Raw genomic sequence first — 23758 nt, forward strand, 5'->3', positions numbered from 1 at the left:
CCGATAGACACCATGATCCATCAGATTGTTTTACTCACCTGTTCTGAAGGCGCACTTACCAGGCCATCAACATCTTCCACCTGAATAGTGAAATACCAGGTACCGTAATCCAGATTGCCAATGGTGTACTCCATAATATTGGCGTCATCAATCCGGACAGCTTCAGTAAGCTCCTCAGGGTTCTGGCCGTAGCTGATGACATAACCGGACAGCTCGCCCATCTTTATGCCCTCGCCATTCGCGCGGGTTGCTGGCGCATTCCAGCTAAGCGACGCAGAATGCTCGCCATACTGGCCGCCCTGAGCAGAACTATCGGATGATCCCCCTCCACAGCCTGTAAGCACGACTCCCATTGCAAACGCGGCTATCCATGCCTTTGACATTTTAATGACGCGTTTCATAGGCTTTAAACACCAATATCCCGTCGAATTTGTGAAATTGTATAAAACGCCGGCGAGTATCGATGTGAAGGGTGTCATCGTGCCAGTTAAAAATTTGTCAATTTTTCGACAGGCAACGGTAATGTAGTCGTGGAAACTACTGATAACTGGGCAATTTTTTGCCCGCCAGAAATAAACGGGAGGGAATTTTCGAGACCAAAGTATGAATCTTTCAGAAAAACGGGTGGGAGAGGGTTTGCATTGATTGCGGAGATATGGTTTCCGGGTGAGAGTGGTCTACCTGGCGCGATGCTGGCGGTCCAGCAGGCCTGTCACCTCAATTCTGCCACGGGACAGGCGCACCATATTGCGCCTTTCCAGCTCTTTCAGCAGGCGGCTGACCACCTCCCTGGCAGTACCGAGCTCGACCGCCAGTTCCTGATGGGTAATGACCACCGCCCCCCTTGCCGCACGCCCCAGCAGCCACTCTTCCAGCCGCTGATCCATGCGACGGAAGGCAACCTCTTCCACCAGTAACATCAGGTCATCCAGCCGGCGGCCATAGGACTCCATGATCCCCAGCCGGAAACCCGCAGACTGGTCCATCAGGCGATCAAACACCCCTCGGGGAATCATCACAGCCTCGGCGCCTTCCTCCACCACCGCCTCAGCACGGTAAGCGCGCCCGGTCATCAGGCAACCGATAGACAGCGTACAGATGTCGTCCGCCTCCATCCGGTACAGAACAATGCTGTGGCCGGACACGCCAGTCATCTGCACTTTTATTCTGCCACCCAGCACCAGCGGAAGCCCCTGGCAGTTCTGCCCCGCGCTGAACAGAACCTGCCCGGCCGGAAACTGCATCACCCGGACTTTTTCCAGGGTTTCCTTGCGAAGGGTATCGTTCAGAATATCGAGAATGCTATGACGGGCCATGAAACGGATCCTGTCTGGCGGCAAATAGGGGTTGAATGTGACTTTATCACTGAAGTCACTGGTAACGCTGCTCTACCATCGGGTCATTACCTGACATCACCAAGGGAGAATGAGAGATGACCAGAAACATGGGAACAGCCGACCGCACTATACGAGCCATTGTTGGTGTTGTACTACTGGCACTGGTATTCGTGGGGCCGCAAACAGCCTGGGGCTGGATTGGCATCATCCCGCTGGCAACAGCGCTGATGGGTAACTGCCCGGCTTACTCGCTGATTGGCATCAAGACCTGCAAGAACCAGTAGACATCCGAACGCAAAAAGGCAGATCATAATCCCCGGATCTGCCTTTTTGTGTTAAGGAACAGGAAGCATGGCTCAATTCGAATCCAGCGACGGCATGCAGGATGTCCAGACCGTTGTTCGTGACCCCTTGCGGTTCAAGCTGAAACTCGACATTGGTGATCAGGCCTATTCCTCCCTGCGCCTGAAAAAATACCTCCTGGATAGCGTTGATGCAGCCAACGGAGCGACCACCGGTTTCCTGTTTGCAAAATCGTCCCTGGTCGCATCTACGTTTTTCGCCCCTTCAGGATTCCTTGGAGCACTGGGCATTGGAACAGCAGTCACCCCGGTGGGCTGGGCGATAGGTGCTGGCGTAGCCGGCGCGGGCCTGAGCCTGATCATCGGCAAGCGATTTGTAAGAGGCTCCTCTGATCGGGTTAAACAGATCCCCGACTTTATCAATACCCCGATGGATGTTCTGGCTACCGGCCTCTTCGACATGATTGCGACTCTCGGAATAAAGCTTGCCAGGATTGACGGAGAGTTCGTCCAGGAAGAGCGTGACTTCATCACACGCTATTTTGTCGAAGAATGGGGGTATGACCCACTCTTCGTTCAACAGGGCCTGAGACTGATAGAGGAACATTCAGACCAATACTCGGTAGAAGAAATCACCGAACAACTGGCCCGCTTTAAAAAGACCAACCCGGACTGCAACTATCGCTCTATGTCGAAAGAGATCATCACCTTCCTGCGCGGCATAGCAGAAGCAGACGGCAACCTGGATAAGCGCGAGAAAGTGGCCATCGAGAGGGTGGAAGCCATATTTGAAGAGATCAATTCGATCACCGCAAACCTGTCAGAGACAGCCAGGGCCAGCGTGGAGCAGGTTTCCCGCTTTGGTAAATCCACGGTGAACGGACTTGGTTCAGGGCTTGTTGGTACAAAGCAAAGACTGCAACGATTAAAGACCAAATCACGTGAGAAGCTATCCCGACTGCGATCGAAAGACCAGTGAACCGAGACATTACTCCGCCATCGCATTATTCACTAACACGACAATCCTCTTGACAATTGTTCATAGGGATTTTGCTGGCCGGGTCTGACTTTGTAGTGCCAAAACCCCTATCCCGTCTGCCCTGCCGCCGTTCCACAATTCATACCGATATTGTAGCCATCCGGCTGGTAACGACTCTCAAGCCAGTGCTTACCTTGGTCTGACGATTCATTAACAGCGCAAGATGGGCAGTAATGTTTCATTGCGAGCTTCCAGTTAAAGATTCCGACGAGGTCAATCGCAAACCCTGCTCTTTCATCGCCAGAATATCCCTAGGCACCACTCCCAGGTCACTCCATTTTTCCGGATGGCAGGTAAACAGCAGTATCTGGTGGCGGTTGGCTGCGTCGAACAGGATGCGCTTCATGTCGTCCAGGCGGTCTGTGTCGCTGTGTACCAGCGTGTCGTCCAGTATCACCAGGGTGGGCCTTCCAGCTTCGCGCAGCAGGTCTGCGTAGGCCAGGCGGCTGATCAGCCCCATCTGTTCGCGGGCACCGAAGCTTAGTTCGTTGATCTGCCCAAGTTCGGTTCCCCGTGTGAATGTGCCGGGCCTGAGGTGTTCATCCACTTCCAGGGTGGCCTGGGGGAACAGCAGGGAGAGGTAGTGGTCCAGGTGCTTTTGCAAGGGGGCCTGCAGTCGGCGGGTCAGTGCCTGCCGTTTTTCGGTCAGCAGGGTGAGCAGCAAGTCCAGCGCCTGAGCGCGGCGGCGCAGTTCCTGGTAGCGTCGGTTGCACTGTTCAAGCTCGGCCACTTTGTCGTTGCGCTGTTCTTCCAGGCCTTCGGCGCCCCAGGCTTCCAGCCTGACCTGTATATCCCTGAGCTCCCGTTGCCGCTCTTCCTGGGTCTGGCGCAGGTTGTTGATGCTACGCTGGTAACGTTCGATGTCCTGTTTCAGGATCTCCGGGCGAGCCTGTGCTATTTCCTGTTCACGGGCTTGCAGTGTGGCTTCCAGGCGGCCCTGTTTCTCTTCGATGTCAGCCAGCTCTTTTGAGAGTGTCTGGAATTGTTTCTGGCGCTCCGGGTTTTGCACTTCGTCCAGTAGCTGTTGCCACTCGGCTTTGGCATTGTCTCTGGTCTGGCGGCGAGTCAGAAGCTCGGTCTGGTGCTTCCGCTCCTGGGCCTCGGCTTCGGCCAGACGGGTCTCGGCCTGGGCGCGCCCGGCTTCCGCTGAAGCAACGTCGGTTACCCGGGACTGGGCTGGCTCCGGCGCCGGGCTGTTGTGCAATTCGGTCTTTGCTTTCTGCAGCTGGGAGAGAGTTTCTTTCTGGTCCGCCAGCAGCTGATCATTGCCCACCGGCGCAACGGATTTCAGCAGTTCCCGGGTGTGTTGCAGCGTCCTTTCTGCAGCCTCATACGCCACCAAGCGATGCTCCGCCTGCTGGACGGAGTCCACCCCCAGGGTTTTCATCTGTTCGGTCAGGCCCTGCTCAAGGGTGGAAAGCCTGCGGCGGGTACTCGCCAGGTCTTCGCCGCCGGGGGTAATTCCTAGTGTGCCGACACCCGGTATCTCCAGGCTGGAATCCTCCAGCAGCTGCCGATCGCCCCGCCCTTCCAGAGGCTCGTCATTCAGTACCAGCCTGGCATCCGGCTCAAGCTCCCAGGTCAGGCGGGTGGCAATGGTTTGCGAGCGGATGTTCTCTTCTTTCAGTTGGTGCTCTGTGTCTTTCAGGGCTTTCACGGCCCGGGCATCAATCTGGTTCTGCCGCGCCTGTTCTCTCGCTTTTTCCAGTTCCTGCTCGTACTGCCGGGCTTTCTCCAGGTTCTGGGTCAGCGTCCGGTTCTGCTGGTCCAACCGCTGGATGTCCTGCTCCAGTCGGGAGCGGGTTTCCTGCAGGCGGGCCTGTTCGACCTGTTTTGCGGCTGCTTCATAAGCGGATTTTGCTTGCTGAACGCTGCTGGCAATTGACGGGCTGCGGGCCTCGGCCTGATCCAGTTCCCGTTGGGCTCTTTCCAGCTCTGCTTTACGCACATCCAGTTTTCTGTTCAGGCTTTCCAGTTGTTCCTGGTTCTGCCGTAACAGTTGCTGCCTGCTCTGCAGGTGATTGAGGATCTCTTTTTCCTGGGCCTGCTGCTGCTCCAGTTTTTCGACCTGTCGGTACCGTTCCTTGGCCTGTTCAAGCTGCCGCTCGGCCTCTTCCCAGGGGCGTTCCTGCTGGGTGCGCTCGTATTCCCGGGTCAGTTTGCCAAGGCGGTCTACCTGCTCCTGGTATTTCTGGATGCGGGCCTGGAGTTCATCGATTTCCTGCTGGTGTTCTTCCCGTTCCTGCTCCAGTTTCTGGTAATCGCCACGGGGCTTTCCCTTGGGGGTGAACAATTCACTCCAGCGGGTTTTGACCTGTTCGATCAATTCGTCGCCGCCAGTGCTGGCCACTTCGCCAACCAGGGAATTGAGCGCGGACTTCAGGTGGTCTCCGGCATGCTCCACCGCCTGCTCGATGTTCTGGCCGGTGCCCTGTTCAACCCAGAGCAGACCGGGCACACCCCAGTGCTCAGGCTTGCTGACACCCTTGGCGGAGAACTGGAAACCAAGCAGTTCCGCGAGTTTTTCTTCAGCCTCGTCTTCACTGTAGCTGGTTGAATCAATCCTGAGATCGCAGCGTTTGCGCTGAAGGAAGCTCTTTACCAGGTGCCAGGACTTCTGTTGGGCCTCAAAGTCCAGGGTGATGGTCGGGGCTGCGGCAGAGTCGCCCCAGGGCCGCAGGTCATCGACGGAGCTGGTGCGGTAGCGCTCGAAAAAGGCGGCGCGAATGGCCCGCACCAGGGTGCTCTTGCCGGACTCGTTGGGGCCGTGGATCAAGTTGAGGCCCGGTTGCAGGTCGTCCATCACAAATGGCTGCCGGAACTGGCGAAGCTGCTCCACCTGAAGTCTGCGGAGTTTCATTCGCTGGCCTCCTGTTTCCGGTCTTTCAGCAGCCCTGCCAGGATAGCCAGTGCATCCCGTGCGGCCTGGGCATCGTCGTCCTGCTGCCTGGTCCTGAGATGTTCGATCACTTCTCCTACGTAGCCGTCCGCTTTCAGGGCGGCGATGTCATCGTCGGTGGGTTCCAGCTGCAATCCGCTGCGATCGCACTGGATGCTGCGGAACCTGGCCTCAGCCACGGACAGCGCATTGATCAGCTTCTCTTCACCAGCCAGGGTGACCGCACCCTCCAGGCGAAGGTCAACCACCGAGGGCTCCGGCAATGCCTTTAGCCTGTCCAGCAGCCGGTCCAGGTCGGATTCAACGGTCAGGGTTTCCCGCCACTGGTGCCACTGGTAGCGGGCGGTTTCTACCGGGGTTACACCGGGTGTTTCTCTCGGCCCGGGCACGTTAACGATCAGGGCGTAGCCGGCCTCGTTGTTGCGGAACCGTTCCGGCTCCGGTGTGCCGCTGTACCAGGTGCGTTCGTCAATCTGCCTGGTACCGTGCCAGTCCCCCAGTGCGAGATAGTCCAGCCGCGCTGTTTGCGCACGGTTGGGTAGTATGGGGTTGGTGGAGTCAATCTCGTCCGGCAGCAAGCCCTGCACGCTGCCGTGGGCAAGGCCAATTCGGGCAAGGCCGTCAGGCGTTTCCCAGGTGTCGAAGGCTTCGGTGAGGTCGCTGTAGGTGTTGCGCTGCGTCAGAGGGGCGCAGAGGATTGCCAGGCCCTGGTGCTCAAGGTTGATTACGCCGGGCTCCAGCGCGAGATGGACGTTGTCTGGTACCGCAGCGAGCCGCCTGGCCCTGGTCCAGACGCTTTCCGCGAGCGCCGCATCGTGGTTTCCGGGCAGCATGACCCAGGGGCCAGTGAATTCTCTGGTGGCGTTGAATACGCGGCGAATGGTCCGGTCGGCGACGGTCTGGGCGTCAAAGACATCCCCAGCCACCAGCACAGCGTCGCATTGGTGCTCCTTGGCCAGTCGTGCGAGTTTTTCTATAGCCTCGAACCGGGCCTCAACCAGAGCTGCGCCGTCTTCTGTTTCGAAGCGGCTGAACGCCCGCCCCATCTGCCAGTCTGCCGTATGTAAAAACGTGGGCATTTCACCTTCCCCGGATCAGTACGAAACGGCGGCCTCTTTCAGCCGCCGTGAACTTTGTAACATGTATCGTACCGACAGTCTGCGACAAATAATGTCGCAAAAACAGTGAGCTCGGGATCAGACCGCTTTTACTGGCTTGCGATTTCTCTGGCGTTGGGTTGTTTTTGCCGCTGCAGGCTTGGAGGTTTTCCGTCTGGCGGCTCTGGGTTTGCGTTGTGGAGGAGCCGGCGGCGCGGGCTCATTGCGCACGTATGAGCCAGGGGCAGGCTCTATGACTGGCAATTCCCCCTCTCCCGGCTTTCTCGCAGGTACCTCACCACCACCGAACTGTTCGGCCCACCTGACCCAGTCCGGCCACCAGGAGCCTTCGAATTCTTCGGCTCCGGCGAGCCATTCATCCGGCGTCAGGTCGCTGTTTTCATTAATCCGATACCCATATTTATGCTTGTAGGGCGGGTTGATGATACCGGCAATGTGGCCGGAACCACCCAATACGAAGCGAACCGGCCCGCCCAGGTAGCGTGATCCCTTGTAGCAGGACACCCAGGGGGCAATGTGATCTTCAATGGCCGAGGCGAAATAGGCGGGCACTTTGACCTGACCCAGGTCGATCGGCGTTCCGGCGAGGGTGATTCCGCCGGGTTCGCACAGGCGATTCTCAAGATACATATTGCGCAGGTAAAAGCTGTGCATGGCCCCCGGTAGCCGGGTGGAGTCGGAGTTCCAGTACAACAGGTCGAAGGGCGGCGTATCGCGGCCCAGCAGGTAATTGTTGATAAAAAAGGACCAGATCAGGCTGTTGGCGCGCAGCATGTTGAAGGCTGTTGCCATGGAGGTGCCATCGAGATAGCCCTGCTTTTTCATGGCCTTTTCCATCTTGCTGATCATGTCTTCGTCGATGAAGACCGCAATATCGCCAACGTCTGAGAAATCCAGCATGCTGTTCAGGAAGGTGGCGCTTTTCACCCGGTCATCACCGCGGGCGGCCAGCCAGGCGAGCGCACTACCGAGTAATGTCCCGCCAATGCAGTAACCGACGGCGTTGACCTCGCTCTCGCCAGTGGCCTTCTCGATGGCGTCCAGGGCCGCCACCGGGCCCTCTAGCATGTAGTCCTCGAAGCCCTTGTTGGCATGTTCCTTTCCAGGGTTAACCCAGGAAATGACAAAAACCGTATGTCCCTTCTCGACCCAGTAGCGGATGAACGACTTTTTCGCGCCCAGGTCCAGGATGTAATACTTGTTGATCCAGGGTGGCACCACGAGAAGTGGCCGGCGATGCACGGTTTCCGTTGTTGGCCGGTACTGGATCAGTTGCATCAGATCATTCTGGTAGATGACATCGCCCGGCGTATCCGCCAGGTTCTCGCCAACCTCAAAGGCCTGCGGGTCCGTCATTCTGAAGGACAGCTGGCCTTCGGCTTCGTCAAGATCCCGTAGAAAGTTGGCGAGGCCACGCACGAGGTTGCGCCCACGGCTGTCTACGGTTTCCCGCAGCACTTCGGGGTTGGTCACCACAAAGTTGCTGGGCGACAGTGCAGCGGTGACCTGGCTGGTGAAAAAGCGGACTTTGTGGCGGTCGTGATCATCAAGCCCCCGGACATCCTCTATGGTGTCCCTGATCCACCGATCCGACATCAGGTAGGCCTGTTGGATAAAGTTGAAGTAGGTGCGATCGGTCCAGGCAATGTCCTTGAAGCGACCATCGCCTCGTTCAGGCGCCACCACTCGCATCGGTTCCCGGCTGATCAGGCTCATTGCCGCACCTCCACTCAGGATGGCGGTGTTCTGCACCAGGCGCATCTGGGAGGTAATAACCGCATCCGGTTGAGTGGCAAATTTCATGGTGAAGCGGACGAAGGGTTTCGCCATGCTCTTGAGGCTGACCGGATTGGGCCGTCCGCCTTTCAGGCGCCTTAGAACCGAGCGTGTGAGCAGGTGGGCGCCGTGCGTCCCCGCACTGACCAGGGCTTTGGGAACCGTTTGTGGTTGTTCATCAACGCCGGAAGGTGACTTGGCAGGCTTGGTAGACATGGACACATTCCCTCGGTTCACCGCTACTCGATTGTTGAAAGCACCGACTTCAAGTTAGCAGAGGGACACGAGCGCAACAAGAAACCCGAGCAAAGATCTGCTCAGGCGCTGCGAATGAATTTCTGCAGTTTCGGGGCTATCTCCTCGCGCCAGCGGCGGCCGTTGAAGGTGCCATAGTGGCCAACTCCGGGCTGCAAGTGGTGCATCCTGCGGTCTTCGGGAATGTTGGTGCAGAGTTTGTGCGCTGCACGGGTCTGGCCCGGGCTGGAGATATCGTCTTTTTCGCCCTCTATCGTCATCAACGCGGTTTTCTCGATAGCGCCTGGGTCCACCAGCCTGCCTCGGTGCCTGAAACAGCCCCGTGCCAGATGGAACTCCTTGAAGACCCGTTCAATGGTCTCGAGGTAGTAGGCGTCAGGCAGGTCCATGACCGCCAGGTACTCGTCATAAAACTCCCTGTGACGGGTGACTTCTTCCGAGTCATCATCCCGAAGCGACCTGAACAGTCCCCGATATGCATCAAGGTGGCGGTCGAAGTTCATATTGATAAACCCCGTCAGCTGCAGAAAGCCGGGATAAACCTTGCGCATGGCACCCGGATAAGGCGCCGGAACAGTATGAATCAGGTTGCGCTTGAACCAGGAGAGTTTGTGTTTACTGGCCAGTTCACAGGGCTCTGTCGGGTCAACCCGTCCATCTATCGGGCCGCTCATCAGCGCCAGGGAACGCGGAGCCGACGGATGATTATCCTGGGCCATCAGGGCGGTAGCCGCGAGCACCGGAACCACCGGCTGGCAGACCGCCAGAACGTGTGTGTCCGGACCGATATGGCTAATAAAATCAATCACGTAATCAATATAGTCGTCGAGACCGAAGTTGCCCTCGGCAATCGGCACCATGCTGGCATCACGCCAGTCCGTGATGTAAACATCATGGCCGGGCAACATGGTTTCAACAGTACCCTTGAGTAGCGACGCATAATGGCCGGACAACGGCGCTACAATCAGCAGTTTAGGGTCATCCGGGCGATCGACGTTGCGCTGGAAATGCTTGAGCTGGCAGAACGGCTTACGCTTGACAATGGTCTCATTGACCAGAACCGTTTCGCCGTCGCAAACCGTCGTCTCCAGATTGAAGGCGGGCTTGGGATAACGCCTGGTAAGGTCCTCAAACACGTTGAGCGCCGAGGCAATACTGCGGGTACCCGGAACTCTTGACCAGGGATTCAACTGATGGCGGAGCAATTTACTCTGGCTGCCGGCCAGCATGCGGGCCGGGGTCAGCGCAAGGCGAGTCATTTCGTGGGCGAGATACATCATGATCAGAGTTATCCTGAAATAAGATTATCCTACGCCTGTTTTACGACCAACGCGATAATTCGACTCACTCTCTGCCACTCGGGACTGTTCCCTATACAGTGCGGCCCCCAGTGCCTCGAAGTAAGCCCGGAAAGTGTCATTAATTCGCTGTCGCTGGATCTCCGCAGGGTAAAGACCGGCTCTGGCTTCATCCGAATACACCGTCCCCCTCACCAGGAAGCTGTTCCGGGGCTCACTGTCTTCGACAAACGCTTCAAAGGCCCTGGCGCAGAGCTCTTCCGGCCGGGCGTAATAGAGGACCTTCAGCCGCTCATCGGCCTTTCGCGAAGCCAGAAACAGAGGGCTGGGCGAGGTACCATCTTCGCTCAACAGGATGGCCTGAAAGCAGGTGCCCAGTCGCTCATTCAGGGGGTGCTTTTTCTGATCAGCACTGTTCAGCCAGCCACTGGAGGCGAAACCATGCTTCTGTAGTTTGCGGAATGCCCTGTTTCCCATGTAATGGTCAAACGCGTGAAACCATTCATGGGCAAGGCTGCCGGCACCGGCGTTCTTGGCCAGAGCCAGTTGCCGGGTCGCCGGAATGTAGTGTGCCGCCACGCCCGGCTGCCCGCCAATGCCATACTGCAGCCCCAGCGTTCCCCGCAGGGAGACCAGGTTCTCCGGCCCCTGCAGAATGGTCATGAGGTCACACAGAGCCTGATAGAAACGAGCCGCTGCTCTGTCCCGCTCCTGTGGAGTAACCCAACGGCCAACCTCGATACCACGGAAATCAAACCGTCGTCTTACGGTGACAAAGGACACCGGATCTTGCCCTGTCACACTCTTTCTCCCTGCCTGAACGATTGACGCATTGGGACCACCCTTACCGATAACTGTTTATGCATACAGTATTCTGGAATGCAATACGTATCAGGTCAACCCGCTTCTGTGCGGGTTTCACCTTTGGCCGAACCTTTACTAGAGTTAGGGCTAGGATGTTATGAATTCAGCCACAACCAATGGACTTGCACGATGAAACTGCCCATACAGGACCGCGAAACCGCGGGCCGTGAACTGGCCCGTGCACTTGAAGACTATCGTGATCGCGAACACATTGTAGTGCTGGCATTGCCCCGTGGCGGTATCCCCGTGGCCGCTGAAATTGCCCAGCACCTGGGCGCGGAGCTGGATCTGATGATTGTCAGGAAACTGGGCATGCCCGGCCACGAGGAACTCGCCATGGGCGCCATCGCAAGTGGCGGCGCCCGCGTTCTCAACCGACAGGTGCTCGGCTATGGGGGTGTCAGTGATGAGGCGATCGAGAAGGTGGCCAAGCGTGAACAGCAGGAGCTGGAGAGACGTGAGCAGGCCTATCGGGGGGATCGTCCCTGGCCGGACATGAGCGACGCCACGGTTATTCTTGTGGACGACGGCCTTGCCACGGGCGCCACCATGGGCGCTGCCCTGGAGGCGCTAAAAGTCCACCGGCCCCGTGAAGTTGTGGTGGCCGTTCCGGTGGCTCCGGCCGACACCATCAAAAAGCTCCGCAGCAGCGCCGATGACATTGTTTGCCTGGAAACACCCGATCATTTCAGTTCCATCGGACAGTGGTACCGCGATTTCCACCAGGTATCGGATGACGAGGTACGGCAACTGCTTGGCCATTTCTGGAAAGAGTGAGGCAAGGCTATGGTCTCCAACTCCCGTTCTGTTGTCCTGGAACTTTCCGATGCATCCCTGAAAGGGATTCTCAACATCCCCGAAGGCGCGTCCGGAATTGTCGCTTTCGCTCATGGCAGCGGCAGCAGCCGCCTCAGCCGACGCAATCAGGCGGTGGCAGAATTCCTCAACAGCGCTGGTCTGGGCACTTTGCTGTTTGATCTTCTCACTGCCGACGAGGATGAAGTGGATGCCCGAACCCGGGAATATCGCTTTGACATTCCACTGATCAGCAAGCGTATGAGCGAGGCCGTGGGCTGGCTCGCGGAGCAGTCGACGACAGCCACGCTGCCGCTGGGCCTGTTCGGCGCCAGCACTGGTGCGGCGGCCGCGCTGGTCGCGGCGGCGGAAAACCCGGATCACGTCAGGGCGGTGGTATCCCGGGGCGGGCGCCCCGACCTCGCCGGCAACGCCCTGCCCCGGGTTCGGGCACCAACCCTTTTGATCGTCGGCGGGCTGGACACCACCGTCATTGAAATCAACCGTGAGGCGGCTGCGAAGCTGGACTGCCATCACGAGCTGAAAATCGTGCCGGGAGCAAGCCACCTGTTCGAGGAGCCCGGCAAGCTCGAGATCGTTCAGGAATCCGCCGCGGACTGGTTTACAGATTATCTGGCTGGAGGTCAGCCATGAAGCCCGATGACCAAATAGCGCTCTTTTGTCTGGACAGCGGCCGTGATTTCGCCTCACAGGTGGCGGCCCACCTTGGCGTACCGCTGGGGGAACACGAGGAGCGGGATTTCGAAGGCGGGGAGCACAAAATCCGCCCGCTGGAGACGGTTCGCAACCGGGATGTGTTCGTGGTTCAGTCCCTGTACGGCAGCGATGGCATGAGCATCAACGACAAGCTTGTGCGCCTGCTGTTTTTACTGGCCGGCCTCCGGGACAATGGCGCGGCCCGCATCACCGCTGTTGTGCCCTACCTTTGTTACTCCCGCAAGGACCGGAGAACCAAGACCCATGATCCCGTTACCACCCGATACATCGCTCAGCTCTTCGAGGCTGTAAACATCGATGCGATGGTGACAGTGGACGTTCACAACCGAGCCGCGTTCGAGAACGCCTTTCGTTGTCCCACAGTCCATCTGAGTGCCAGGGAAGCGTTCATTGACTTCCTCCTGCCCCAGCTCCGGGATAGGGAAATCACCGTCGCTTCCCCGGACGTGGGCGGTATCAAACGTGCGGAACTCTTCCGCGAGTCACTGGAGAACCGGCTGGAGCGACCCGTCGGTAACGCTTTCATGGAGAAACATCGCAGCCGCGGCGAAGTGAGAGGCTCTGCCGTGGTTGGCAATGTACGCAACCGCACGGTGCTGATTCTGGATGACCTGGTCGCCGGAGGCGGCACAATGCAACGGGCCGCGGAGGCTTTCAGGGAACAGGGCGCAGAAGAGGCAATGGCCATCGCCACTCATGGTGTTTTTTCCCCGGATGCTGGCGACAAACTGGCTTCTCCGGCACTTTCCAGGGTGGTTCTCAGCAATACGGTGCCTCCGGAACTTCCGTCATCATTGCTGGAGACCAGGGTGGCGCTGGTTGATATCACGGCCACTATCGCGGATGCGATTACTGCTTTGCACAAGGGAAGCGATGTAACAGATCTGGAGAACTGAATCCGGACGTCTTCGGCGCCAACGCGTCAGGCAACAAAGCTTTTGCCATGGTTAAATGCGATGGTCAGGTAGTCCAGTGCCTTTTGTCGCCAGGGACCGCGTCTTTCCTGATAGTCATCGTCCAGGTGCCAGATGGCGAGTTTGGCCCGCTCTGAGGCTCTGTAAGCTTTGTAGAATGCGATCAGAGAGGCTTCCGGTTTATCTTCGGTAATCTCCCCGTAGACCTCGAACAGGATCCTGCCCACCTTCTCGTCCCCAAGCTTTTCGCACTCCATTGCCAGAAACGACAATTCATCCGCCGGATCCCGGATTCGCAGGTCGCGACTGAACTCCAGACAGTCGATTACCACGGGAGGCTCTGTCAGGCAGACATGCTCCGGACGCAAATCACCGTGGGCTTCTACAAGCCGGCCGGCTGTTGCGCGATCAGCAAGACGCATTGCATTCTTTTCGAGCAGGATCATTTGCTGATCACAGACTGGTTTGACCCGGCTTCCGGGAAGGGAATAGTCAAGCAACTGGACGTAGTTGTCTCTTATACCGTCGCGCAACCGCTGCAGGTACTGCTCCCCCGACAGCTGTATGCTTTCAGCACTGAGATAAAAGCGGGCAAGCAGGTCGGCAGCCGCCGTGATGCGCCCGTATTCCAGGGCGCCGGATTCAATCTGTGCTTCCAGCATCGAAGTCTCTGGCAGGCGACGCATAACCACCAGCCAGTCGACGGGAACCCCTCCCTTTCCCAAGACCAGCCTACCGTCTGGCTCCACGCTCAACTGCTCCACACCGATATAGGTATCGCCACCCAGCCGGATGTTGAGACGAACCTCCTCGACGCAGTTCTTATAGCGGTTATCAACGGTCGTGAAATCGAACAGCCGGCGAGCCAACGGTTTTTTGAGCTTGTAAACCCGCTGGCCAACGAGAAAGACCCAGGACATGTGGGTTTCAAGCACTTCCACACGGTCAGCCTCAACCGGATAGGAAGCGGCATCTGACAGGAACGCTACTTTTTCATCGATCTGGGGTAAACGCGAAGTATCAGCCAAGGTTATCGGGCCATGCCAGGTTTCCTGAATTCTTCTTCCATGATCAAGATAGCAGAAGACGCCTCACTCTACCCACGCCCGGTTGACGAAGTGCGGCACAGGCCGGGCCTGGGGTTGCACGCCATGGGAATTTTCTGCGTCCCCAAACGCAAAAAAGGCAGACCAGTATGTGACTGATCTGCCTTTCTCTTAATATGGCAGCGGGGGTGGAACTCGAGATCTGTCCCGTTTTATTGCTCACGCCAGGTCGACTCCGGTGTTTCCGAAGTCGCCCATAAGATCATCTTCCGAGCAATAATTCTTGCCTCAGCTTGGAAGGTACTCCTTACCCCAGCCAGTGCCAGCGATCTGTCGCTCAACCATACCGTCTATTTCATTGTCATTGTAGCCGACCGTCGCTAATACCTCCCGCGTTGAATGGCCAAACCGCTCGGCAGGCCGGAAGGCCCGGATCATTGCTTCGGAGGGTCGGATCGAATAATGATCTACTTGTGTAATGCAGTGACCACTCGGATGATCCCGAAATATCGAGAATGCATAGCTGCCGAGAGTTGTGCCCGGCGTACCATCCGCCTCGCGGCTGTATTGTGCTCGCAGGCTCTCGATTGACATGGGAACCGCAGCCGCAATATCGGCAGCCTGAAGCTGATCTGCCCAGTAGCTGGCCGGTGCCTTGCCAAACGCAGTCGTCAGAAATGCTGGAATGTCCACTGCCTTTGAAATTCCACAGAGCCCTTCAACCTGCTCCAGTTTCAACAACTCGTCCCGGCTCGAATCCAGGAAGATCCAGCCCTCACGAGTAGGGTAGAAGTGCGACAGCTCATGGTTGCCCAACACCTCGCGTCCGGAGGGTTCATTAAACGGTGCCCGCCCCTCGTAGTCGAACGCAAAGGGGGCTTGTGCGAAGTTGGTAACAGCGGACAGGGAAGTCCGTGCCCGGGATACCGCTCCGGTTTTGTGCTTGCGATACAGCGCCACCGACATGGCCAGGCCGGCTGCAAATCCGCAGTTCACGTCGAGCGTGCCAAGGTGTGCATGCTCCTCCGGCGTTGCTGGTCCGCCAAACCGGCTCATGATGCCACTGTTGGCCTGGACGATGTCATCGTATCCTATGTAATCGGTTTTGGGACCACTAAGCGGTCCTCCCAGGCAGTCCAGGCGGCAGAACAGAACGCCGGGATTGACGCCTTGAAGGGTCTCGTGATCCAGGCCCAGTGTTTTGATCTGACGTTCTGGAGCATTGATCACAACGATATCCACGGTTCGGACCAAACGATTGAAAGCCTCCCGGCCTTCTTCGCTCATGATGTCAATCAACGCACTTTGTTTGTTGACACCGGTCTGGAAAGTGAAAAGGGTTCCGATAAGCGGATCATAAAGCGGCGTAATGGGATCGACCTTGATCACTTCGGCACCGAAGCGGCTGAGGAATGCCGTTGAATGAGGGCCGGCAATGACGTTCGTCAGGTCCAGAATTCGTACCCCTTCCAGCCAACCTTTGTTGCTGACCGGCCCAATGTTTGTGCCTGTGGGACGGGTAACATTTTCTGCCGCCGCTACAGCTTTCAGCTCAGCAAGGGCCTCATCGTGGCTAACGTACCTTCGCGGACGCGGAGTCAGCATACTGGCGCCGATATCCTCCAGCCAGGCAATCGGCCCGGGCTGCTTCATTCGACCGAATTCCGGATCCTCCACCTCCACAATCAGGCCGGCGGTATTTGTGTGTTCACTGTTCACCCATTCCTGAGTGGTGCGATGGGGTGCACCGGGGATTTGTCCTTCACCGAACAGTCGGCCCCACTCCTCGGAGGTGCGGGTCAGGAAGGCTTTCTTCATCTTGGCGGAAATGATGTCGGCCCACTTCTTGGGCAGAGGATAGACTCCGATGGAGGTCTCACCATCCCATTCAGAGATGGGCATGTGGAGATCTTTGACATCAGGCAGGCCCTCGGCCACCAGCTCGTCGTATATCCCGAGCAGTTTCAGACAGCGCATGGCATGATTCCGGTGGGACGGACACACGCAGTAAAACATGCGGCCATCAGCGCATTCGTAGGTACGAAAGAACGGATCGAGATAATCCTGAAGGTCGTCGTAGCTCAGGTCCATCGGAATGTTATTGGCCTTGCGGTGCTCGATTTCATGCTCCCGCATCGTCTTATAACGCTCGGGAAGCCCCTCAACAACGTAGGAATTGTAAGACAGTCCCTCCATAAGTGCGGCTGCCACAGGAACCTCAATGCTGTCTCCGCGACCAGTCTTTTCACGCTCGAACAAAGCGAGTGCTATGGAACTTGCTGCCAGGGAAATGGCATAGGATGATCCCAAAGGTAGGGGCGAAAAGCTGGGGTTGATACCCATCAGAACCCGGTTGAACCCCATGTCGGTAAAGGCACCGCAGGAAGCTGCGACAATCGCCTCGGTGGCTTTCCATTCCCGGCGCAGTGAATCGTTGCTGGCAAAGCCCGGCACAGACAGCGTGATCAGATCAGGACGTTCCTCCCGTAGCTGCTGGAAATCGACGCCAAGCTTTTTCATGACACCCGGCCGGAAACTCTCAATAACGATGTCAGCCTCGGCAATCAGTGCCAGCGCCTTTGACAGGTCGTCCTGCTGTTTCAGGTCAATCCGGATACAGCTTTTGTTGCGGTTAAGAATGGCATTTGCGGGACTATCCCACTGCGGGCCTTCCGGGGGATCTATGTGAACGACGGTGGCGCCAAAATCGGCCAACACCATAGCGACGGCCGGACCTGCGATCTGCTGGCCAAAATCGACGACGCGAACACCTTCAAGGGGTAATTGGGTTTTGTTGTTCATTGCAGTCTTTCCCTCTGATTCTCGTTCCAACGTTTTGCTATCGAAGGCACCGCGTTGGGCTTGATCTTGTTGGTTTGGGTAAACGTCATCGAAACCACTGACCAGCCAGCGTTGCGACCGGTTGTTTCGATTGCCGAGATCATAGAGACAAAGACTGACTGCGAACCAGCAATAAAAAATGGGCCTCAGACCCCATTTTTTTTATGGCTGTTCACTCCCCGCCCACCCATAAAAAAACTGAGGTCTCAGGGGCGATTTTTATTGATTCAAAACCTCAGGTATTTCGGCTAACAATAGCGCCACTTCGAGTTGACGCCGCTCGCTGGCGCGACTTCCTGTTGCCTTACAGATAACAACAAAACATCGAGGACGAAGCATGACAAACATATACAAAACGATTCTCGTGCCACTGGACCCGGCACTTGAGAGTACCTGGCGCTCGGCTCTGCCGGCGGCGATAGACCTGGCCAGCCACCATCAGGCGACCCTTTGCCTGATGACCGTGGTGCCTGAGGCTGAGATCCCCGCAATTGCGGTGCATCTGCCCGATGGCCTTGACGAGAAGCTGCGGGATAAAGGTTTGGACGCTCTGGAGACGTTGCGGGCAAAGGAAGTGCCGGAGTCGATCCACTCCCGCTCGCTTGTCGGTCAGGGGCGAATAGACAAGCAGATCCTGCGCATGGCGGTGAAGATCAACGCTGATCTTATTGTCATGGCATCACACCGCCCGAAAGCAAGCGATTACCTCATCAGTGCAATCGCTGCCTACGTCACACGACATGCCCAAAGTTCCGTCATGGTCGTGCGTGAAGGAAACGAGGATCGTTAAGATGAACAATAACAAATTAATGCTGCGTGATTCCGGATTGCTGGTCCGGACCAACCCTGTAATGGCGCTCGGCTCCGGGCTGCTGATATTAGCTTTTGTACTGTTCACTGTCGTTGTTCCGGAATATGCGAACTCGGTGTACGGTAATATCAAGGCGTTCATAGCGACCGACCTGGCCTGGTATTACGTCGGGTTCATGAGCCTGGCCCTACTGCTCTCGGTCTGGTTAATTTTCAGCCGGTACGGCGATATCCGTCTGGGCGAGGATGATGACAGGCCTGAGTTCAGTAACTTCTCCTGGTTCTCGATGCTGTTCGGAGCCGGTATTGGCATTGGCATCCTATTCTGGAGCATTGCAGAACCGATTTACCATTTCCAAGGCACGCCGTTGATTGCGGCCGGCCAGGAACAAACCGCAGCAGCGGCACAAGTGGCCATGCGTGTTGCCATCTTCCATTGGGGGCTGCACGGTTGGGCACTGTTCTCTCTGGCGGGCCTGACATTAGCGTATTTTGCCTACCGTAAAGGGTTGCCCCTGTCGATTCGTTCGAGCCTGTATCCGATCTTTGGTGATCGGATTTATGGTCCGATTGGCCACGTCGCCGACCTGCTGGCCGTATTCGGTACCGTGTTCGGCATTGCGACCTCGCTTGGCCTGGGGGCTCAGCAGATCAATGCCGGGCTCAACTACTTGATTGGCATCGAGGTATCGGTTACTACCCAAATCCTTTTGATCGCGGTTATTTCAGTGATTTCAACCATTTCCGTTATGTCTGGCCTGCACAAAGGCATCCGATTGCTGAGCGAGATCAACATGAAGCTCACCATGGTAGTTCTCGGTCTGTTTGTAGTGGTTGGGCCAACCGCCTATATTCTTGGTGCCCTGGTTACCAACCTTGGCGATTACTTGGTGCACGCAGTTGAACTCGGCTTCTGGGTCAACCCGGATCCGAAGAGCGAGTGGCAGGGCTGGTGGACCATCTTCTATTGGGGCTGGTGGATTGCCTGGGCTCCCTTCTGCGGCATCTTCATTGCTCGCATCTCCAAAGGCCGTACCATCCGTGAGTTTGTCCTGGGCGTACTGGTCGCGCCGACTCTGCTAGCGGCCGTCTGGATCACCATCTTCGGCAATGCTGCTATGTATCTGGAACTGTTCGGCAGCGGCGGTGTGGTGGAAGCCGTCAACAAGGACACTACGATGGCACTGTTCGCCACCATTGAACTGATGACAGAGAGCCAGGCAATGGTGATCCTGATGTCGTGCATCTGCACTGTACTGTTGGTGACCTACTTCGTGACCTCATCAGATTCTGCAACGCTGGTGATCTGCACCCTGATCTCCATGGGAGAGACCAACCCACTGCCCCGCTACCGGGTGTTCTGGGGAGCGGCAATCGGTGCAGTAGCAGCTGTACTGCTTCTCGCCGGAGGCCTCAAGGCGCTTCAAACTGCCTCAGTTGTTGCGGCGCTGCCCTTCTCGTTCATCCTGATCATGGCAATCTATGGTCTGCTAACCTCCCTGAGGGCGGAGGTTCTGCCGCTGCAGTCCGCTTCTCCCCTCGCGCGACTCACTGGCAGGAGCCGCGATCCCGAGCCGGAACTTGAGCCTGAAGTGGTGCCGGCTGTGACACCCGCGCCCGGAAACATTTGATAAAAGAAGGCTCTGCTTTTCCCAAAGCAGAGCCTTCCCGAACCCTTGATTTTGAACCCGTGCAGCAGGGCCTGACGGTTCTTTGCGCCAAAAAATTAACCACCCGAATGTCTGCCCGAACAGAATTGGTGGCAAGAGGAAAAAGTATGTCAACACAAGTGATCCTTCCGCGTGTCATGCAGATCGGTGCCGGCGCCTCCGAACAGGTTCCGGCTGTGCTTGAAAGCCTGGGTTGCAGCCGCCCGCTGATCATCACGGACAAAATGATGGTGGAGTTGGGATATGCCGGCATCATCCAGTCCCGACTGGCGGAGCATAACCTGAGCGCTGAGGTCTTTGACGATACCGTGCCGGAGCCCACAGTCGCTTCTATACGAGCAGGTGTTGAGCGTGTCCGTAGCGGCAGTTACGACTGCATTATTGCATTGGGTGGCGGTAGCCCTATCGACAGCGCCAAGGCTATTGGCATTCTGGGCAAGTTCGGTGGCGAAATGCGAGATTACAAGTTCCCCAGGATCGTAAATCAGGCCGGATTGCCTATCATAGCGATTCCGACCACTGCAGGCACCGGATCGGAAGTTACTCGATTCACCATCATCACAGATGAGACCAACGACGAGAAGATGCTCTGTGTCGGCATCGGCTTTATGCCGATCGCAGCCCTGGTGGACTTCACTCTGACACTGTCGCTGCCATCGCGAATCACTGCTGATACCGGTATCGATGCGCTGACTCATGCCATAGAGGCCTATGTAAGCCGCAAGGCAAGCCCCTACAGCGACAGCCAGGCGCTGTCCGCCATGCGGCTGATCAGTCCGAATCTGCGCCGGGCCTATAAGAACGGCGCAGATCAGGAGGCCCGCGAAGCCATGATGCTGGGATCCACTTTGGCTGGTGTAGCGTTCTCGAACGCTTCCGTTGCCCTGGTTCATGGTATGAGCCGGCCCATCGGTGCCGCTTTTCACGTTCCCCACGGTCTTTCAAATGCCATGCTGCTTCCGGCCGTGACAGAGTTTTCGATTCCGGCAGCGGAAGAGCGTTACGCCGATTGTGCTCGTGCAATGGGTGTCGCTCAACAATCCGATAGTACAGAGCTTGCGAACCAAAAGTTGCTGGATGAACTGCATGCACTCAACGACGAACTGCAGGTACCCACCCCGGAGACGTTTGGTATTGACCGAAGCGAATTCTTTGACCTGATGCCAACAATGGCAGAGCAGGCGCTGCAATCTGGCTCACCGGGAAATAATCCAAAGGTGCCTACGGCTGAAGAGATCGTCCAGCTTTACGAGAGACTCTGGTAACCACCCCAACCTTTACGACCATAGCGCGCTCAAGGGCGCGAACGAACAGAGGACATTGCAATGAACACAGTCGGACACCTGATCAACGGTGAAATCAATAACGAGGGCGAGCGTCGCCAGCCCGTCTTCAACCCCTCCACTGGTGAGGTATCCCGCGAGGTGCTGCTGGCATCGCGCAACACCGTTGAACAAGCCATCACTGCCGCTCAGGCAGCATTCCCAGAGTGGCGCGCGACTCCGCCGATCAAGCGTGCTCGTATTATGTTCCGGTTCAAGGAACTTCTTGAGCGCAATGCTGACCGTATCTGCAAAATGATCGGCGAAGAGCACGGCAAGATCAGTCACGATGCCATGGGGGAGTTGCAGCGTGGCATCGAGAACGTCGAGTACGCCTGTGGCGCGCCTGAACTTCTGAAAGGCGAGCATAGCCGTAACGTTGGCCCGAATATCGACGCCTGGAGCGAATTCCAGCCCCTCGGCGTGGTGGCGGGCATTACACCGTTCAACTTCCCCGCCATGGTTCCGCTGTGGATGTATCCGATGGCATTGGTATGTGGTAACTGCTTTATTCTCAAGCCATCCGAGCGCGACCCCAGCTCCACGCTGTTTATTGCACAGCTGTTGCAGGAAGCGGGGCTTCCGAACGGCGTCATGAACGTGGTTAACGGTGACAAAGAAGCGGTCGACACGCTTCTGGAGGACAAACGCGTTCAGGCCGTCAGTTTTGTCGGCTCCACGCCGATTGCTGAGTACATCTACAGTAAAGCAAGTGCCCACGGTAAGCGTTGCCAGGCCCTCGGTGGCGCCAAGAACCATGCCATCGTGATGCCCGATGCCGATATGGACAATGCTGTGAATCAGTTGGTTGGTGCGGCCTATGGCTCATCCGGCGAACGCTGTATGGCGTTGTCGGTGGCGGTGGCCGTGGGTGATGATGCTGCCGATGCACTTGTGGCCAAAATGACAGAAGCCATGAAGTCGCTGAAGGTAGGCGCCTACTCAGAAGCCAGTAACGATTTCGGTCCGTTGATTACCCGCGAGCACCAGCAGAAGGTGGTCGGCTATATCAACAGTGCTGAAGAGCAGGGTGCCACCATTGTCGTTGATGGTCGTAACCCAAAAGTCGTTGGTTATGAAGAGGGGTTCTTCGTTGACGGCACTCTGATCGATAATGTGACGCCAGAGATGACCAGTTACCGCGAGGAGATTTTCGGGCCGGTCCTGCAAGTAATGCGGGTGCCGAGCATGGAAGCGGCCATGCAGTTGATCAACGACCATGAGTATGGCAATGGAACCTGCATCTTCACCCGCGATGGTGAAGCCGCCCGCTATTTCACAGATCACATCCAGGTCGGCATGGTGGGCATCAACGTACCGCTGCCGGTGCCTGTGGCCTATCATAGTTTTGGTGGCTGGAAACGGTCCCTGTTTGGTGATCTCAACGCCTATGGTCCCGATGGTGTGCGCTTCTACACCCGGCGGAAATCGGTCACCCAGCGCTGGCCGTCTGCAGGTGTACGCGAGGGTGTAGAATTCTCTATGCCAACCATGAAGTAAAATCCCTCTTTCCCTTCGTTACTGAGAGCGTTTGGCAGTGTCCTGACTTCCGGGACACTGCTTTTTTATGCCTCAGATATTTAATTAATACCGAATCTCATACACAATGGAAATACGCACGTTAAAAAGATCCAGCCTGCCATGAAAAAGAAGCTCCCCCCGCTCAATTGGCTAAGATCATTCGAAGCGACAGCGCGCCACTTGAATATTACTCAGGCTGCTACTGAATTGAATCAGACTCAGGCGGCCATCAGTCAGCAGATCAAGGGACTGGAGAGCCAGTTGGGTACGCCCTTGTTCAATCGGTTGCCCAGAGGGTTATCGATGACGGAAGCTGGAAAAGCATACCTCCCAGTCGTCCACGAGTGCATTCGTAGGCTCAGAACTGCCACGGATGAGATCTTTGGCCAAGACAAGACCCGTTTGTTGACTATCCGCTCCAACCTCGTCTTCTTTACATTCTGGCTTGCCCCCCGCTTTGCCAGGTTCCGGGAACGTTATCCGGAAGTCGGCCTCTGCTTCAGCAGCCATATCTGGGCCGACAATTTCAATCGCGAGTCAGATATGGAAATCTGCTACGGTCAGGGTGCATGGCCCGGGATGGAGGCGGATCGTCTGACCTGGGACGAGTTGATTCCGGTATGCAGCCCCGCCATGTCGAACGGCCTCAAGGTGCCCCGGACTCCTCAGGATCTTGCCGAGCACACCGTTCTCCACGTGATCGGGTACGAAGACGGCTGGGGGCACTGGCTGGATCAAGCGGGATACCCCAACCTCCGATTCAAGAGCCAGCTTCAGTTCGATACGCTTATTACAGCACTCCAGGTGGCTCACTATGGGGACGGTATAGCGTTGGGCAGGAGCAGCCTCGTATCAGAAATGATTTCGAAAGGCGAACTCATTGCGCCGTTTGACCTAGGGGTAAAAACGTCAGAGGCGTTTTATCTTGTGCGCCCTGCTAATCAATATATTCATCCATACGCTGAAATTTTCCGAGATTGGATAGTAGAGGAAGCGACTAAAGGGAATTAATCGCAGAGTTGCAACAAATCTTCCTGAAATTATTTGAAATATTAATGCCGAATCAGACTTACGCTCAAATTCGAAGCACGCCCGGATTTCTGATTTCACAAATTGGTAATTGTAGCGAACAGTGAGGACAAGGAGAAAACTTCAGGACGGAACACTGGAAATAAAAAAAGGCAGACCAGTAAATGACTGATCTGCCTTTCTC

Annotated in this window: 19 protein-coding genes; 10 read left to right on the forward strand and 9 right to left on the reverse strand. The window is 56.7% G+C overall.

Going from position 1 to position 23758, the window contains the following annotated elements; genetic code table 11:
- Positions 1-20: 20 nt before the first annotated feature.
- The gene (locus tag QPM17_RS03855) at positions 21-401 is read right to left on the reverse strand and encodes a fibronectin type III domain-containing protein (protein WP_285388931.1); all 381 of its coding nucleotides are present in this window, start codon (positions 399-401) and stop codon (positions 21-23) included.
- A gap of 276 nt (positions 402-677) precedes the next feature.
- A complete protein-coding gene (locus QPM17_RS03860) occupies positions 678-1316 on the reverse strand; it encodes a Crp/Fnr family transcriptional regulator (RefSeq protein ID WP_285388933.1) in 639 nt (212 codons plus the stop codon).
- A 116-nt stretch (positions 1317-1432) separates the two neighbouring features.
- Between QPM17_RS03860 and QPM17_RS03865 the strand changes: the two genes are divergently transcribed.
- Positions 1433-1621 (forward strand): YgaP family membrane protein, encoded by a 189-nt coding sequence (locus tag QPM17_RS03865; protein WP_285388935.1) that lies wholly within the window; start codon positions 1433-1435, stop codon positions 1619-1621.
- A gap of 67 nt (positions 1622-1688) precedes the next feature.
- Positions 1689-2618, forward strand: a complete 930-nt coding sequence (locus QPM17_RS03870) for a TerB family tellurite resistance protein (protein WP_285388937.1) — start codon at positions 1689-1691, stop codon at positions 2616-2618.
- 238 nt (positions 2619-2856) lie between these two features.
- Here the strand turns inward: QPM17_RS03870 and QPM17_RS03875 are convergent, their stop codons facing one another.
- The 5 genes from QPM17_RS03875 to QPM17_RS03895 form a co-directional block, all read right to left on the reverse strand.
- Positions 2857-5538, reverse strand: a complete 2682-nt coding sequence (locus tag QPM17_RS03875) for an AAA family ATPase (RefSeq protein WP_285388938.1) — start codon at positions 5536-5538, stop codon at positions 2857-2859.
- Positions 5535-6656: a metallophosphoesterase family protein gene (locus QPM17_RS03880; RefSeq protein ID WP_285388939.1), complete on the reverse strand. Its 1122-nt coding sequence runs from the start codon at positions 6654-6656 to the stop codon at positions 5535-5537. Before QPM17_RS03880 ends, QPM17_RS03875 begins: the two co-directional genes overlap by 4 nt.
- 117 nt (positions 6657-6773) lie before the next feature.
- Positions 6774-8687, reverse strand: a complete 1914-nt coding sequence (locus tag QPM17_RS03885; protein WP_285388940.1) for a PHA/PHB synthase family protein — start codon at positions 8685-8687, stop codon at positions 6774-6776.
- A 101-nt stretch (positions 8688-8788) separates the two neighbouring features.
- Positions 8789-10006: a polyhydroxyalkanoate depolymerase gene (locus QPM17_RS03890; RefSeq protein ID WP_285388941.1), complete on the reverse strand. Its 1218-nt coding sequence runs from the start codon at positions 10004-10006 to the stop codon at positions 8789-8791.
- A 24-nt stretch (positions 10007-10030) separates the two neighbouring features.
- Positions 10031-10825 carry a CLCA_X family protein gene (locus QPM17_RS03895; RefSeq protein ID WP_285388942.1) on the reverse strand — a complete coding sequence of 265 codons (795 nt, stop codon included), beginning with the start codon at positions 10823-10825 and terminating at the stop codon, positions 10031-10033.
- Between the two features lie 192 nt (positions 10826-11017).
- Between QPM17_RS03895 and QPM17_RS03900 the strand changes: the two genes are divergently transcribed.
- The 3 genes from QPM17_RS03900 to QPM17_RS03910 are packed head-to-tail and all read left to right on the forward strand — an operon-like array spanning position 11018 to position 13317.
- The gene (locus tag QPM17_RS03900) at positions 11018-11665 is read left to right on the forward strand and encodes a phosphoribosyltransferase (RefSeq protein ID WP_285388943.1); all 648 of its coding nucleotides are present in this window, start codon (positions 11018-11020) and stop codon (positions 11663-11665) included.
- A gap of 9 nt (positions 11666-11674) precedes the next feature.
- The gene (locus QPM17_RS03905; RefSeq protein ID WP_285388944.1) at positions 11675-12337 is read left to right on the forward strand and encodes a dienelactone hydrolase family protein; all 663 of its coding nucleotides are present in this window, start codon (positions 11675-11677) and stop codon (positions 12335-12337) included.
- On the forward strand, positions 12334-13317 hold the full coding sequence (locus tag QPM17_RS03910) for a ribose-phosphate diphosphokinase (RefSeq protein WP_285388946.1): 984 nt from the start codon (positions 12334-12336) through the stop codon (positions 13315-13317). The genes QPM17_RS03905 and QPM17_RS03910 overlap by 4 nt, the downstream gene beginning before the upstream one ends.
- 26 nt (positions 13318-13343) lie before the next feature.
- On the opposite strand, the gene QPM17_RS03915 is transcribed toward QPM17_RS03910, so the two are convergent.
- Together QPM17_RS03915 and QPM17_RS03920 are read right to left on the reverse strand one after the other, a co-directional pair.
- Positions 13344-14363: a hypothetical protein gene (locus tag QPM17_RS03915; protein WP_285388948.1), complete on the reverse strand. Its 1020-nt coding sequence runs from the start codon at positions 14361-14363 to the stop codon at positions 13344-13346.
- Positions 14364-14669: 306 nt separating this feature from the next.
- Complete coding sequence (locus QPM17_RS03920) at positions 14670-17183, reverse strand: CoA transferase (protein ID WP_285388950.1); 2514 nt, start codon at positions 17181-17183, stop codon at positions 14670-14672.
- A 376-nt stretch (positions 17184-17559) separates the two neighbouring features.
- On the opposite strand from QPM17_RS03920, the gene QPM17_RS03925 reads away from it, so the two are divergent.
- From QPM17_RS03925 to QPM17_RS03945, 5 genes are all read left to right on the forward strand, one after another.
- A complete protein-coding gene (locus tag QPM17_RS03925; RefSeq protein WP_285388952.1) occupies positions 17560-18012 on the forward strand; it encodes a universal stress protein in 453 nt (150 codons plus the stop codon).
- 1 nt (position 18013) lies between these two features.
- Positions 18014-19663, forward strand: a complete 1650-nt coding sequence (locus QPM17_RS03930) for a BCCT family transporter (protein ID WP_285388954.1) — start codon at positions 18014-18016, stop codon at positions 19661-19663.
- Positions 19664-19809: 146 nt separating this feature from the next.
- Positions 19810-20967 (forward strand): iron-containing alcohol dehydrogenase, encoded by a 1158-nt coding sequence (locus tag QPM17_RS03935; RefSeq protein ID WP_285388956.1) that lies wholly within the window; start codon positions 19810-19812, stop codon positions 20965-20967.
- A gap of 60 nt (positions 20968-21027) precedes the next feature.
- Entirely contained in the window at positions 21028-22524 is a 1497-nt protein-coding gene (locus QPM17_RS03940) for a CoA-acylating methylmalonate-semialdehyde dehydrogenase (RefSeq protein ID WP_285388957.1), read from the forward strand.
- 141 nt (positions 22525-22665) lie between these two features.
- Complete coding sequence (locus QPM17_RS03945) at positions 22666-23556, forward strand: LysR substrate-binding domain-containing protein (protein WP_285388959.1); 891 nt, start codon at positions 22666-22668, stop codon at positions 23554-23556.
- The last annotated feature ends 202 nt before the right edge of the window (positions 23557-23758 follow it).

It is taken from the genome of Marinobacter azerbaijanicus, assembly GCF_030250645.1.
Taxonomy (GTDB): Bacteria; Pseudomonadota; Gammaproteobacteria; order Pseudomonadales; family Oleiphilaceae; genus Marinobacter; species Marinobacter azerbaijanicus.

Excerpts from the sequence above, each read along its gene's own strand:
- QPM17_RS03855 (WP_285388931.1), bottom strand. The coding sequence starts at position 401 with ATGAAACGCGTCATTAAAATGTCAAAGGCATGGATAGCCGCGTTTGCA.
- QPM17_RS03860 (WP_285388933.1), bottom strand. The coding sequence starts at position 1,316 with ATGGCCCGTCATAGCATTCTCGATATTCTGAACGATACCCTTCGCAAG.
- QPM17_RS03865 (WP_285388935.1), top strand. The coding sequence starts at position 1,433 with ATGACCAGAAACATGGGAACAGCCGACCGCACTATACGAGCCATTGTT.
- QPM17_RS03870 (WP_285388937.1), top strand. The coding sequence starts at position 1,689 with ATGGCTCAATTCGAATCCAGCGACGGCATGCAGGATGTCCAGACCGTT.
- QPM17_RS03875 (WP_285388938.1), bottom strand. The coding sequence starts at position 5,538 with ATGAAACTCCGCAGACTTCAGGTGGAGCAGCTTCGCCAGTTCCGGCAG.
- QPM17_RS03880 (WP_285388939.1), bottom strand. The coding sequence starts at position 6,656 with ATGCCCACGTTTTTACATACGGCAGACTGGCAGATGGGGCGGGCGTTC.
- QPM17_RS03885 (WP_285388940.1), bottom strand. The coding sequence starts at position 8,687 with ATGTCTACCAAGCCTGCCAAGTCACCTTCCGGCGTTGATGAACAACCA.
- QPM17_RS03890 (WP_285388941.1), bottom strand. The coding sequence starts at position 10,006 with ATGATGTATCTCGCCCACGAAATGACTCGCCTTGCGCTGACCCCGGCC.
- QPM17_RS03900 (WP_285388943.1), top strand. The coding sequence starts at position 11,018 with ATGAAACTGCCCATACAGGACCGCGAAACCGCGGGCCGTGAACTGGCC.
- QPM17_RS03905 (WP_285388944.1), top strand. The coding sequence starts at position 11,675 with ATGGTCTCCAACTCCCGTTCTGTTGTCCTGGAACTTTCCGATGCATCC.
- QPM17_RS03910 (WP_285388946.1), top strand. The coding sequence starts at position 12,334 with ATGAAGCCCGATGACCAAATAGCGCTCTTTTGTCTGGACAGCGGCCGT.
- QPM17_RS03920 (WP_285388950.1), bottom strand. The coding sequence starts at position 17,183 with ATGAACAACAAAACCCAATTACCCCTTGAAGGTGTTCGCGTCGTCGAT.
- QPM17_RS03925 (WP_285388952.1), top strand. The coding sequence starts at position 17,560 with ATGACAAACATATACAAAACGATTCTCGTGCCACTGGACCCGGCACTT.
- QPM17_RS03930 (WP_285388954.1), top strand. The coding sequence starts at position 18,014 with ATGAACAATAACAAATTAATGCTGCGTGATTCCGGATTGCTGGTCCGG.
- QPM17_RS03935 (WP_285388956.1), top strand. The coding sequence starts at position 19,810 with ATGTCAACACAAGTGATCCTTCCGCGTGTCATGCAGATCGGTGCCGGC.
- QPM17_RS03940 (WP_285388957.1), top strand. The coding sequence starts at position 21,028 with ATGAACACAGTCGGACACCTGATCAACGGTGAAATCAATAACGAGGGC.
- QPM17_RS03945 (WP_285388959.1), top strand. The coding sequence starts at position 22,666 with ATGAAAAAGAAGCTCCCCCCGCTCAATTGGCTAAGATCATTCGAAGCG.